Genomic DNA, 13,578 nt, shown 5'->3' with positions numbered 1-13,578 from the left:
TTTAGACTCCTAATTCTTTTTTGGCAAAAAATCATACGGTGAGTACAAGTCGGTTTTCACAGGCAAGCCAGTTTTAGGGTCATATCGTTGTATGCCTATCGTCTCAGGCAAAACGCCCTCTCTTTGCCTAAACGCCTCAATAAATCTAATAATCTCTTGCCTGTCCTTTGCAATAGGACGGCCCAGAGGTTTGTCATCCACTATAAGTCTACGATCGAAGTTAGCTGCATCAGGGATCGCCTTTTGGAAGTTTGCCCCAGGCTGCGCTTCGCCCGTTTTCAAATCAACCCGCTTTGGGACCAAAATTGGATTGCCAAATTGATCTGCTATTGGCTGCTCCACCGTGCTGAATAGCCCGGACTCTCTGCGGAGGTCCGCTTGTGTTTTATGAACCCTTTTACCCAGAGAAGTCGAAGCTGTTTCACCGGTGATCGCTACCTCGCTAACTCCGTTGGCGGCTAGCCCTCCTGGACCAAAAAAGCCCTCCGGCAACGCACACGGCCCAGTATTGTGCACCCACGTCTTCAACTCCCCAACATAGAACGTGTGCCCCACATCCACCGTCAGGTTGAAGGTCTCGCCCACAGGCAAGTAAAGCTCCAGCGACTCCACCTCAGACGAAGTATTGTTCGTCTCGCCATCAGCCAGGGACTGCAGCAGATCGCCCGGTTTCAGATGGATGACAGGAATGAAGTCGCGCTTGGCCGGAACATAGAACGGGTGACCCGGCGTGACTAGCAGGGTTTCGCCCTCAGCTATGCCGTCTGCCCGAACGCTTTTCAGTTTGAGGCGGTAAATCGGCTGGTCGGTACGCTGATGGGTCGCCAGGATCTTAGCGGCGAAGGGTTTGCCGCCTTTTTCCGGTTTGCTCCAGACCACGTCGCCGACTTTGAGCGATTCGATGGCGCGGTCGCCGTTAGGGGTTGAGACTTTAGTGCCGGCAGCGAAGCAGCAGGGCTCTTTGTATTTCGTGAGCACGACTTCATTGCTTCGGGCAGCAAGTAAGTCATCCGCTCTGACGTAGCTGCCTACATCACCAGTGAGGGCAGTCGGTTGATAGGCGCCGACGGATGTGGTCGGTGTACGGGTGCCCGTGCGCTCAAACTGTAACGTGGTGTCAAAGCTGTTGGGGCTCAGGCCGTAGGTTGGGATGTCATCCGCCAATCGGGCCGTCATCCCCGCAGCGGCTTCGCTTCTCGCCACCAGGGCACTGTCAGCCCTGACAAGAGCCGAGGCTTCGCCAGCCTTGGAAATCTGCCCAAACCTGCCAGCAGTAGACCCAGGAGCGGCCATGGTCGCAGCGTCAGTGACTAACTCTGAAACTTGCGCGGCTGACTCATAGCTGTTGCCTTGCAGGTCTGAAACGAATGCCCGACCCGTTTGCCGGGTGGTCATTTGACCAACCGGGTTCAGAGACGGGTCGGCAACAGGCCCCAGAAAGTCGTTGGCAACGCCCAGTGCATTTCCACCCAAAAGCTCACTACCGAGCTTAGCAGTGGATGTAACTAGGCCCCACGCACTACGACCTACGCCTGCCACTCCGCCTTTAAAGCTCTCCAGGTAGTCCGTCGGCTTATCGCTGTAGTTCAAATTGGACTGATAGAAATCCACTGTTCCTTGGCTGTTGTGCCCTTCAGGGTCGCCCAAGTAGTCGATATTTCTAGTGCCGTCTTTGTAGGCAGACGGGCGCGTGTCCTTGAAATCAAGAATCAAGGCCGCCGTCTCATTACCACTGTATCCGCGCTGGCTTCCGTCCGCGGACGCATCGGTTCGCGCGTAGTTATCCGCAATGGGTGCCAGAGCCACACCTAAGTGCTGCAAGGTTGCTGTATCGATATTGCTTACATCATCTGCCGAGATTGATTTTCTCCAGCCATCATCGGTGTAATAGGCCAGCGCAACCCCCATGCGCCGCGAGGCCTCTTCCTGACTGATCTTTAAATCCGCCGCCATTTTTGGCGCTTGCTCTTTAATCAGTTCGGCGGCTCGCGGGTGCAGTTGCTCGTTGTAACGTTCAACATTGCCCGCCACCCAAGCGGCGTCGTTCGGATTTCCGTTCACTAGAGAACCAGCCGCAATACCGATGATTTGCGCGGTTGCGACTTTGAATTGATTATCCGTTGCGAAACGATCATCCAGGTATTTACCCAAGTTCTCGGTCGCAATTGCTGTCAGCCCTTCAGCCGCGCCGGCGGCAATGGCGCCGGTCTTGAAGTCACCGCCTCGAGCAGCTGAAAGTGCGCCACCCAGGATGGCATGCATCAGGACCTTCTCCGCCGAGCCGGGGCTCAGATCAAGGTCGCTCGCCAGATTGCCAAGCCCCTTGTTGCCGGCCGCAGCGGCAAGGTCGAAACCTTGCGACACCAAGGCGGAGCTCAGATTGTCTTTCAAGCTGCCGCCGTTGATGGCTGTAGAAATGCCACTTTCGATGACGGCATGGGTGCCACCTCGCAGGACTGCATCCTGAGCTTTTGGCCAGCTGAGCCAATCACTGGAATAACCCGGGCTCTGCACCGGCCCCGCCGTAGTGACTTTCGCGCCCGCGCCGTCGGCCGGGCTCGCACCCTTGAACCAATTACTATCGGCGTAGTTCAACGCCCCGGTTGCCAGACCAGCGATAGCGGCGTTTTTCAGGCTGCTGCTGCTGAAAGTGTCCTTGAGCGCAATGCCGATGTTGCCTTTGTTGTTGATCGTGCTCACAGCACCGGTACTGGCCAGCGAGGTCAGCGCGGCGGTGGCCATCATGTTACCTAGCCCCGCACTTGTGGCTGCAACCGCCGCCGACGTACTGGTCGCCGCAACCGCAGCTGTACCGGCGGCCATGGTTGAACCAGCCGATGCACCTGCGCCCACCAGTGCACTCGCGCCACCCGCCGTCACAATGGTGACGATAATGATGACCGCCAACATGGCGCCCTGGCCCATGCCGGAGTTGCTGTACTTGAAGGAGTCGTGCAGCTCTTTGACTTGCCGCCAATCCACGTCGCCGCGCTTCTCGGCGTCCTTGATCCAGGCCAATTGTGGGTCGGCCTTGACCATGGTGTCGATGGTCTGGCTGACGGTTTGCTGGTCGACTTGTTTGACGTCGATCTTCAGGCCGTTAACGGCTTCGATGACGGTCTGCCCCTTGGCAACCAGCTCACTCTGACGCAAGGTTTCATCGGTCTTGCCTTTGCCCTTCATCGAGAACCAAGCCATGTTGCTCTTGCTCTTGGTATGGCTCTCGTCGTGATAGTCCTTTACGCCTTCAAACGTCACGGCGCCGCCGCTTTTCAGGATGAGGTCGTTGCCGCTGTTGAGCTTGGCGACCTGGTACAGCTGGTCGCCGTTGCTAACCAAAGTCAGGTTGCCTGCGGTTTTGATCTCAGTGCCGACGTTGGTGGTCTGGGTAACTTCATCACGCTTGGCTTTTTTCGCGCCCCAGCCGCCGTTTTCCTTCATGTCATACAGGGTATGCGTGCTGTTCTGCGCCGCCAGCAAACTCAACTTATCCCCGCTATACAGATAAGCCTCATTCCCCGCACTGATCCTGCTCGCCACGATCGTGGTATCACGCCCGGCCTGGCTGACAAAATCCCCACCCGCCGTCAGTACGCTGGCCACTTGGGTGGTCTGGTCGTCCGAGGTTTTGATGCGTTTCTTGCCGTGTTTTTCCTTGCCTTCGACGTTGTGCATGTCGCTGACCGAGGCGACGTTGAGGTCGCGGCCGGCGGCGATGGTGAGGTCTTTGCCAGCGGTGGCGGTGCTGCCGATGATGTTGACGTCTTGTCCGGCTTGCATATTGATGCTGCCGCCCGCCGTGACGCTGGCGGCGAGGTTTTTGACGTCGGTGGTGATGCTGGATTTGTGCCCGCCGTCGCTGAACTCGTGTTTCACGCGGGTATCGCTGGCGGCGATGAGGTTGAGGTCGCGGCCGGCGGTTAAGTTAGCGTCGTTGCCAGCGGTGAGGGCGCCGCGGTTGGTGAGGTCGCGGCCGGCGTCGATGGCGAGGTTTTCGCGGGCGACGATGGTGCCGGCGCTGGTGTCGGTGAGGGTGCGCATGCCGGCGCCGTCACGTACCTGGATGGCGGTGTTGTCGTTGGTGACATCGCCCTTGAGCGCGGTGAGGCTGACTTGCTTGCCGCGGATTTCGCCGGCCATGGCGTTGCGGATGCTGTCCTGGGCCAGCAGGTTCAGGTTGTTGCCGGCTTCGACCAGGCCGCCGGTGTAGATACTGCCGCTGCTGATGGCGGAGAGGTTGTTGCTGGCGCGCAGGGTGCCGACGTTGATCAGGTCGCCGCCGGTGACCAGGTTGAGGTCGCGGCCCTGGATCAGGCTGTTGCCGCGCACGTTGCGCGACTCGGCCTGGGCCAGGTACAGCACGGGCACGAGGACGGTCTGGCCATCGATGACGCGGTTTTCCATCCACACGATATCGTGGGTCAGGGCGCCGACTTGCTGGCCGGTGAGGGACACGCCGAGGCTAAGGCGCAGGGCGTCTTTGCTGGCCAGTGCGTTGTCCATCAGGTAGCGGAACTGGTCGGCATCGCTGTACAGGCCGCCGGCGAGGAAGCGTTGGCCGGTTTGCGCGAGCACGGCGTCGCGGATCAGGCGGGTTTCGTACTGGCCATCACCGAGGCGGCGCCAGGCGTTATCGGAATTGAAGCCGAGTTTGCCGAGCATGTAGTCGGAGCTGAAGAAGCCCGACACCGAGGTGAACTCGGGGTTGGTCTCGATCAGGTAATGGCTGGTAGGGTCGGCGTTCTTGACGAACAGGCCGTACTCGCCCTTGGGCAGTTGGAAGGTGGGCGAGGTGGTGGGGTCGACCGGGGCGAAGGCGGTGCCGGTGTAGTCCACGGGCACGAAGCCGCCGCCGGGGGCCACGCCCACTACAGGCAATAGGCTGCCGGGCGCCTGGGCACTCGGGTCGTTGGCGTGTTTGCTCAGGTTGATGTTGATGCCGCCGACGGGGATGCCGGTCTGGTCGTCGCCGAGGGTGCCGGTCAACTGGGCCAGGGTGTTGTTGTGCAGCGTGCCGTTTTGCAGGGTGCGAGCAACGTTGAGGTTGACCGTGCCGCCGGCTTGTAGCGTCGCCGCGTAGCCAGGGCCGCCGTTGTCGGTCCAGGTAGTGACATTACTGACCTCGGCAAAACGGTCATCGGAAGACCGCGCTTTGAGTGCTTCAAACCGTGCCAGATCGAAGTTGCCGGCTGCGACAGCGGCATTGAACGCTGGGACGTCGTGAAACTCCATCTGGTCCCAATAATCGGTGTCGATCTTTTTAGGTGTACCCACGACGATGCTGTTTTGGCCGGTGCGGGTGCCCGCGCCCTGATTGAGCAGGTCATTGGCGCTGATGCTCAGGTTGCCATTGGCGGCCAGCAGGCTGTAGCGGTTCTGAACGTTGTCGCCCTGGATGACCACGTCTTTGCCAGCGACCAGGCGAGCAGGTGCCGAGTCCTTGACCGCCGACTCGAGGTAGGTCTGGTAAATGTTGATCTGCCCGCGCTTGAACCAGTCGTGGCCGGCGCAATGCTGGCCACAAACCCACTCTATACGGCCACTGGTCAGAGTTTGGCCCAGTTCGAACTCTGCTTTGGCGTTTTCTACGAACGCGGCATTGATGCCGATATTGCCTTCGCTTTCCACAGTGCCGGAAAGGTTGCTGAAACCTGCCGCACGCCCGCCATCTACCGCCGCAAAGCTCAGGTTGCCCTTGCTGTAGACGTCACCGTAAAGGTTGCTGAAGCCATTGGCGCGCAACGTCATGTCGCCGCCGCTGAACAACAGCGAATCGGCCGCATTGGTGATGCCGTTGACGGCGGTCAGGTTCACCGCGCCCTGGGCACCGAGGGTGCCACGGTTGTCGATTTGCGCAGCGGCGATATCCAGTTGCTGGCGGGCGGTGAGGAAACCGAGGTTGTCCAGGGTGCCGCTCAGGTTGAGCTGAGTGCGTACGCCAGCCAGGCGGCCGCCGTTCTGGCTGAGGTTGTTGGCCTTGACGGTGAGGGTTTGCAGGGCCGATACGCGGCCGCTGTTGCTCATATCGCCAGTGGTGATGCTGATGTCACCGTCGCTGAGCAGTTCGCCGCCGTTGTCCAGGCTGGCCACATTGAGGACCAAACCCTTGGCGCTGGCCATGCGGTCGCCGGCCTTGAGAGTCAGCCCTTGGGCGCTCTTGTAGGTGAGCACGTCGTTGAGTTGCACGCGACCCAGGCCGTCGACTTTGCCGAACGCCCAGTCGGCGCTGCCCATGCCCTGGATATTGCCCTGGCTGCCGGAGAGGTTGGCGGTGTTGAGGTGGAACAGGCCGGTGCCGGCGTGTTGCAGCATGCCGTTCTGGTTGTTGAGGCTGGCGGCGTCGAGGCTGAAGGCCTGACTGCCGAATTCCAGGGTGCCGTTCTGGTTGTTCACCGCCCCGCTGAGATTGAGGCTGCTGCTGGCGCCGCCCAGGCCGCGCAGTTGGCCGTTGGCGCTGTTATCCAGGTTGCCGCCGGTGAGGGTCAGGCCCTGGTTGGCTTCGATCAGGCCGCCCTGGTTGGTGAGGGTGTCGCGGGAGGTGAGGTTGAGCTGGTTGCCGCTGATCTGGCCGCCTGCGCTGTTGTCGAGGGTGGCGCCGCTGACGGTCACTTGTTCTTTGCCGAACAGTTTGCCGCCACGGTTGGCCAGGGCTTGCACGGTCAGTTGCAGATTGCCCACCAGGCTTGCCATCAGGCCGCCGCTGCCGTTATCGACGCTGTCGGCGGTGACGCTCAGGCTATCGCCTTGCACGGTGCCGTCCTGGTTATCCAGGCTGGCGGTGGTCAATTCGGTGAGGGCGCCGCCGCTGAGGATCAGGCCCTTGCGGTTGCTCAGGTCGTGGCCGCTGTAGCTCAAACCCCCGGCGCCGGCCAGCAGCTGGCCGTTGTCGTTGTTCAGGTGCTGGGCGGCGATGTCCAGACGCTTGCCGCGCAGGGTGCCGCCGTCGTTGTTGAGGGTGGTGAGCTGCTTGACCAATACGCTGCGCTCGCCCGCATCGATCTGGCCGCCGACGTTGGTGAGCAGGTCGCTGACCTTGAGCACCACGTCACCGCCATCGCTGACCAGCGCGCCTTTGTTGCTGTTGTTGAAGGTCTGCGCGGTCACGTCGACGGTCTGGCCCAGCAGGATGCCGGCGCTGTTGTCGAAACGCTCGCCCTGCAATTGCAGCAGGCCTTCGCTCTGGATGCGGCCCTGGGCGTTAAGCAACTGGCCCGGACCTTTGAGCAGCAGGCTAACGCCCTGGGCACCACCGGCCAGCAGGCCGGCGCTGCGGTTGTCGAGGCCGGAAGCGCGCACGTCGAGCTGGTCGCCCAGTACGCGCCCGGCACGGTTGTCGATGTCACCACCGGCAACGTCGAGCAGCAGTTGCTTGCCGACGATCACGCCGTTCTGGTTATTCAGGTTCGCGGCGCGCAGTGCGATATCGCCCTGCCCGGCCTGCAGGCGGCCCTGGGCGTTGTTGAGCTGTTGCGCGGCGGTGAGGGTCAGCTTGCCGGTGTCGGCGCTCAGCACGCCGTTGGCATTACTGCTGAGGGTGCCGGCAGTGACGTTGAGGTCGGTGCTGGCCTGGGCGAAACCCTGGTTGTTGTTGAAGGTGTTGGCGACGGTGAGGTTGAGCGCGCCGCCGTCGGCCTGGATCAGGCCCTTGAGGCTGTTGTCGAGGTTACTGGCATTGACGGTGGCGGCTTTGCCCACCAGCACGCCGTTCTGGTTGTTCAGGTTGCCGGCGTTGACGCTGAGGCCGTTGGCGATGATTTGCCCGCTGCTGTTGTTGAGGCTGGCGCTGGTCACGACCAGGCTGCCACCGGCCATTTCGATACGGCCCTGGCGGTTGTCCAGGGAGGCGCTGTTGAGCGTGGCGGCCTGGCCTTCGCCGAAGCGAATCAGCCCGCCGAGGTTGACGATGGCCGGTGAGCTGATCACCAGGCTCTGCTCGCCGAACAGGCGCGCGCTGACACCCTGGTTAGTCAGCTTGGCGCTGCTGAGGTCGACGGTCTTGGCCTGGATGATCGCGCCCTGGTTGGTCAGCGCCTGCGCGGCGGTGATCGCCAGGGCGCGGCTGGCCAGCAGGTTGCCGGAGGTGGTGACGGTTTGCGCGTTGACCACTAGATCGCCGGTGGTGTTGCGGGTGTTATCGGCGGCGACGCCGGCCTCGATGATGCCGGGGTTGTTCACGTTGGCCGCGTTGAGTTCGATGCGCTGGCCGGCAGCGATGCTTTTCTGGTTGACCAGGTTCTGAGCGCTGGTGACCTGCACGTTGCCGTTGGCGTAGACCTTGTCGGTCAGGTCGACATTCTGCGCCGTGACCTTGACGTTGCCGGTGGCAGCCGCCTGCGCCATGCTCAACCGCCCATTGGCATCGAGCTGAATATCCCCACCACTGGCCGCCAGCGTACCGTCGAGCTTCACGCCCACGCCAGCCTCGGTGCCCACCAGCTTGATCGCGCCGGCATACATGCCGCCCAGGGCCGACGAGTCAATCGCCAGCTCCGGCTTGGCACTGCCGTCATCCGCGCGTGGGGTGGCGTTCAGGCTTTGCGCATCGACGTCGTTGCGCCCGGCGATCACGTTGAGTTCGCGCGCGTTGATCTGCGCGTTGATCTTGGCCGAGCGGGTGATGATGTCGAAGCGGTCGACGTTGCTGGCGTTCAGGCCTTCGCCGTCGATGGTTACGGCGCCGCCGTCGACCTGGTAGCTTTTCAACTGGCCGGTCGGGTCGATGATGGGTTTGCCGGTGGTCAGGGTCACGTTAGGGGTGTTGATAAAGCCGCAGCCGCTGCAGGTGATCCCGTAGGGGTTGGCGACGATGACCTTGGCCGACTGCCCCGCCACTTCGGTATAACCGCGCAACTGGCTGGCGCTGCCGCCGTTGACTTCGTTGAGGATGACGCTGGCCGCGCCGCCCTTGAGGTTGGGGTTGCCGACGATGTAGCCGCCCAGCTGAGTATTCACCAGGGTGCCGGTGGCGTTGTTGAGGATCACGCCGTTGGGGCCGACGTTGTACTGCTGGAACTGGTTATGGGACAAGCCTGCGCCATTGGGCGTGGCGATGTTCACCACCGGTACGCCATTGCCCGCCGCACCCACCGTGGTGCCTGTGGTGCCTGGCGCGCTGACCACGATGCCGTCGGCCTGGGCCAACAGCGGCTGCCAGAACAGCGCGTTGGCGAGGATCAACGCCAGCCCGCGCTTGGGCAGGCCGAAGAACGAATTGCGCGGCTTCAGGGCGGCAGAAGGTTGGCGGGCCAGGAAGGCGAATTGGCGAACATCCATTTTCGTAGTCTCGTTGCAGCGGGCATTAAGGACATGCGGTAGTAACCGGCGCTGTAGCTCGCTCATTACTGTCGACACGCGATCGTCAGGCTGGCGGGAAATAGAACGTCAGCTCTTATATCCATATCGAGAAAGAGCCACTACTTAGCCATCAGATCGCCGAATAGGTTAGTACAAGGAAAGGGGCAAAAGTTCGCGAGGGTTGTGTGAATTGGATCCCACTTATCGGAATTCATGTGCAGGGCTGGTTTGAATAGCGTCGACGCAGCCGGCGAGTGAGATCGATCAGTTGCTGCCGCATCAGCGGGCGCCTACCTGAGCTTGGGAGAAGCGGCCGAAACTCAGGCAGAATATCTATTGTTTTGCGCAAGTACTCGATGGGATTTCTGCGATAGGGCCAGGCGTCTCTACACCGGAGAGCAGTCGAATCACTGCGCCGCATCTCCAGTCATGCCGGTCCAGATACGCCTCATAATCCTTACCTGCCTCAGGAGTAAATACTTGAGGAGCTGGCGCACAGATGAATTGGTCGGTGACCATTTTCATCACGACCACAGAAGGGGCGCCTGCGGGGATAATAAACTCTGAGTACGACTCGCCATAGCTCAGATGATCACTCCTCCATGACGCAGGCATTCCGATGCTTCGTCTGGTGTGTTTGCCCAGAGTGGAATTGAGCTTATCTGCAAGGGTATCGCCGTAGGCATAAAGAGGTTCTTTGCTCGAAGCGCAGTCTTGCCCGGGATTGATTGCGACGGGCAAACCGTTGTTTCCGAAAAGACGGATTCTTGCGGAGGTTGTGTGATCGTAGGGCTGCTCTTGTATAGGCTGTTCGTGACTAGTTAGCTGCTAATTAAATGCCCTTCAAATCTGTCCCTTTTATCATCATCAAGGAAAATTGGTATCCACAAAGTCTCTAGCAAAATCTTCTGCGTTTATTTTTACACCAGCTCGCGCGAATTTTTCCGAATTCACGCGCCACACTTCTTTTATTTTCTCCACCAGGGATTCCGGAAAATCCATCTGAGACGCGACGACATCACCCCAACTGCCTTGCACCCCGTACAGCTCGTGCAACTTGGGCTCCAGCGCACTTAACGCCGCACACTGCTCGTCTGTCAGCTCATCAATAGCCGAAAGCACGTAGCATTCCAGTAGCCGGAGAAAAGGCTTTCCTTCATATCGATTCATAACGGCTCTTAAATAAAATCCGGGTGAACTTGCAACTGCTGCAGAAACTTATCGAAGCTATCGGCAAGTTGGGTGCGTTCTGAGCCTTCATGTGAATAATACCAAACAAAACCGGATGGCGAATCCAGCGAAATATAAAACTGGCTGCCACCTCCGTCGCGCCCAATGGGCAACATGAATGGCCCCAACACTTGAGCCCAGTCATCAAGAGCCTTATCCAGGCTGTCGATACCTGCGTCTCCTAGTGAATAAAACCAATCAACGCTGACGCTAGCATCTGGTGATGCGTTCAAAAAGAAACTTCCGGCTTCAGGATGCCCACCGTTGGCACTTCGGATGAATTGAAGGTAGGTTTCTGGAAACCTACGGCCCAGCCGAGCCTCAAGGGCGCGCACGCTTGAGTCATTACCACTGAAACCCACGCTGGGGCGTCCCCCGACATTGATGTTCAACTCAGCAATATTCATTCTTCCACCTAATTTTTTGGGCCTTGCCCAGCAAAAGTCCCAGGGATTACTTTTTCAGGGTTACTCCCAACGTCATGAATTTTATCAAGTACCATTTTACGATCTGCTGGGCTAGCCGCGTTGCCGCCGAAATCTTCAACGTGCTTACCGAGCTTTTTACCTAGCTGCTTCGAATCTACCTTAAATGCTGCAAAATAGGGGTCAGACCCTGAGGGATCCCCGAATTTTCTTACTTAAAATCAAGAAGTTGGAATATTGAAGAGGCCTGCATGAGCCGGCAACTTGGTTTGCACCACACAAAACTAAGAACCCGAACCCATGCAGGCCATCCGATTTTTACACAGAGCGCTCGCTCAAGCACTGCCCTCGATCCATTCTCGCCGCCTAACGACGCTGATGAGTTGTGTCAGTTCGTTACTGCAAGGCCGTCGCCTGACGCTAACAGCGCTGGGACGTTTTATGCCACGTCAGGCGTACCCCAAGCATGCGATCAAACGAGTGGACCGATTACTGGGTAATCAACACCTCAGAGCAGAGCGCCCGCTGTTCTACTGGGTGATGCTGCGGGCGTTGTTAGGCTCCCTGAAGCACCCTTTAATCTTGGTGGACTGGTCTCGAATTGATGCTCCTGGCGATGCGTTTTTGTTGAGAGCCGCGGTCCCGTTTGCGGGACGCTCGTTTCCTATTTATGAAAGCGTTCATGAGCGTGAGAGCTGTCCCAAATATCAAAGCCGCCTGCTCAAAATGTTAGCTGAGTTACTGCCTGACGGATGCGTTCCAGTCTTGGTCACGGATGCGGGTTTTCGGCGTCCGTGGATGAAGGCTGTGGTAGCGAAGGGCTGGTATTACGTGGCTCGCATACGCAACCGTGAACTTTATCGTCGAGAAGCAAACGACTGGCAACCCGTGAAGAATTTGTACGCTCTGGCCACTTCATCACCTAAATCGCTGGGGCGCGTTGAGATGACGCGTAGCGCCCCTCACTTCGTCGATTTGTACTGCGTTCGCCATTCAGCCAAGGGCCGAAAACACCAACGAGTCACGGGTTCAATCGCCAGAAGCAAGCTCAGCCGACAGTCCGCCAAACGTGAGCGTGAGCCGTGGTTGCTTGCCAGCAACCTTGCGCAAAGTGAGTGGAACCCGGCACAGATTGTGGCGATTTATAAGCGGCGTATGCAGATCGAGGAAGGTTTCCGAGATGTCAAAAGTGAGCACCTGGGATTCGGTCTGAATTTGCATCGAAGCCACTGCCCAAAGCGCATTGAGGTGCTGTTGTTGATTGCGGCATTGGCCAACTACCTCATATTTTTAACAGGGCTGCAGGCGCGAGAAGATGGTTTGGAACGGTGCTATCAAAGCAATAGCCTCAAAAAGAAACGAGTGCTTTCATTGTGGCGATTGGGTTTGGAATACTGGCGCAGTTGCACCGAGTTCGGTGGTCAAAAACACCTGGAGATATTGGAGAAAGCTCTGCGTGATGAGGTGCACCATCAGGCGCAGAGCTTGGAGTAAATTTGTGGGGATCCCTCAGGGCCTGACCCCATTTTTCCAGACCCAATTTTTCACATTAGACAATAAAACACTGCCCTTTTAATTTCAAACTAGTCAGAGAGAACAAAACGTATACGGGTGCAGGTCTTACTTATAGGACTTGGCACCGGATGCTCCTATGTGGATTGTACCGTCTTAATAATGCAGTGTTCTTTGTGACCATCCCCATAGGTCATGACTACTGACGTGGTAAATGTACCGTCTTCGTTCCAAACCGTCATTACATTTTCACTCTTCTCAGGGCGCTTATCGGGTCCACCGAAAGGATCAGGATTGACAGCAGTGGGCTCTGCCGCGTAGGTCACTGGGACGAAAAGCGATAGCATTGCTATAAAACTCAATACTGAAGCTAACAATTTCCTATTTTTTTCTCCATTACACCGAATACGATAGCTGTGTTGTGTAAGCTCAGAATCTGATTTGCTTGCCATTACCGACCTCCTATTTAAGCGCCCAAAAAAGCTATAGCAGTGGCTCCCCCAAGTACATAGAAGCCAGACCAAAATCGCATGTTACTGACGAGACTAAAATATTGGGACCCATGCGGATCGCGAATAGCTACAACGGAGTTCCCTTTCTAGTTATAGCCCCATCAACCACAATAAAATGGAAAAAGTCAGCGCAAAAACGTGGTCTGACTCCTATTCACCCCTGCTGAACTCTAAAACGCAAAGACTTGGTCTGATCCATATTCCCTCTATTTCGCACTCGACCTTGTATACCTATCACTGATTTCAGAGTAATTAATGGTCACAGAATTAACGTCATCAACAACACAATTCCATTTTTTACCGAACTCGTACGCCAACCATAAATACATCTCCATCGACCCTTTTGAGTGTCCCAACTGCATTTCAATCATTGTCCTCGGTGTGGCACCCAATAAATTCTCCCATTCTAAAATATCTTGCGCATCATAAAAACCTATGAATTTTTCGGAGGTGAGTAATGACACATACAAAGTCGCCTCGCCCCAGCTCAATACTCCGCGACTACGTTTACCGCCGCTGACGATTCCACCTATAGAGTGAAGAAAATCAGCGAACGTGTCTTCATCAATTTCCACATCCGATATAATTGATGCTGAGTCGCTCAC

Annotated in this window: 6 protein-coding genes; 1 reads left to right on the top strand and 5 read right to left on the bottom strand. The window is 57.9% G+C overall.

The features are described 5' to 3' along the window. Nucleotides 1–9: 9 nt before the first annotated feature. The 3 genes from C4J84_RS00870 to C4J84_RS00860 all read right to left on the bottom strand — a co-directional run bounded on the left by C4J84_RS00870 (nucleotide 10) and on the right by C4J84_RS00860 (nucleotide 10,931). A complete protein-coding gene (locus tag C4J84_RS00870; protein WP_256681372.1) occupies nucleotides 10–9,273 on the bottom strand; it encodes a DUF637 domain-containing protein in 9,264 nt (3,087 codons plus the stop codon). Nucleotides 9,274–10,161: 888 nt separating this feature from the next. Beyond that, entirely contained in the window at nucleotides 10,162–10,464 is a 303-nt protein-coding gene (locus C4J84_RS00865) for a hypothetical protein (RefSeq protein WP_124369143.1), read from the bottom strand. A gap of 8 nt (nucleotides 10,465–10,472) precedes the next feature. Continuing rightward, nucleotides 10,473–10,931 (bottom strand): SMI1/KNR4 family protein, encoded by a 459-nt coding sequence (locus C4J84_RS00860; RefSeq protein ID WP_124369142.1) that lies wholly within the window; start codon nucleotides 10,929–10,931, stop codon nucleotides 10,473–10,475. 318 nt (nucleotides 10,932–11,249) lie between these two features. Here C4J84_RS00860 and C4J84_RS00855 point away from each other — a divergent pair, with 318 nt between their 5' ends. Then, nucleotides 11,250–12,443 (top strand): IS4 family transposase, encoded by a 1,194-nt coding sequence (locus C4J84_RS00855; RefSeq protein ID WP_124369141.1) that lies wholly within the window; start codon nucleotides 11,250–11,252, stop codon nucleotides 12,441–12,443. A 155-nt stretch (nucleotides 12,444–12,598) separates the two neighbouring features. Here the strand turns inward: C4J84_RS00855 and C4J84_RS00850 are convergent, their stop codons facing one another. Then, nucleotides 12,599–12,913 (bottom strand): hypothetical protein, encoded by a 315-nt coding sequence (locus C4J84_RS00850; protein WP_124369140.1) that lies wholly within the window; start codon nucleotides 12,911–12,913, stop codon nucleotides 12,599–12,601. A gap of 266 nt (nucleotides 12,914–13,179) precedes the next feature. Next, on the bottom strand, nucleotides 13,180–13,578 hold the full coding sequence (locus C4J84_RS00845; RefSeq protein ID WP_124369139.1) for a hypothetical protein: 399 nt from the start codon (nucleotides 13,576–13,578) through the stop codon (nucleotides 13,180–13,182).

The sequence above is a fragment of the Pseudomonas sp. R11-23-07 genome (genome assembly GCF_003852295.1).
GTDB lineage: Bacteria > Pseudomonadota > Gammaproteobacteria > Pseudomonadales > Pseudomonadaceae > Aquipseudomonas.
Note: the sequence above shows the minus strand (reverse complement) of the source record. Positions and strands in the feature narration are given on the sequence as shown.

Coding starts and splice junctions, on each gene's coding strand:
- C4J84_RS00870 (WP_256681372.1), bottom strand. CDS start 9,273: ATGGATGTTCGCCAATTCGCCTTCCTGGCCCGCCAACCTTCTGCCGCC.
- C4J84_RS00865 (WP_124369143.1), bottom strand. CDS start 10,464: ATGAATCGATATGAAGGAAAGCCTTTTCTCCGGCTACTGGAATGCTAC.
- C4J84_RS00860 (WP_124369142.1), bottom strand. CDS start 10,931: ATGAATATTGCTGAGTTGAACATCAATGTCGGGGGACGCCCCAGCGTG.
- C4J84_RS00855 (WP_124369141.1), top strand. CDS start 11,250: ATGCAGGCCATCCGATTTTTACACAGAGCGCTCGCTCAAGCACTGCCC.
- C4J84_RS00850 (WP_124369140.1), bottom strand. CDS start 12,913: ATGGCAAGCAAATCAGATTCTGAGCTTACACAACACAGCTATCGTATT.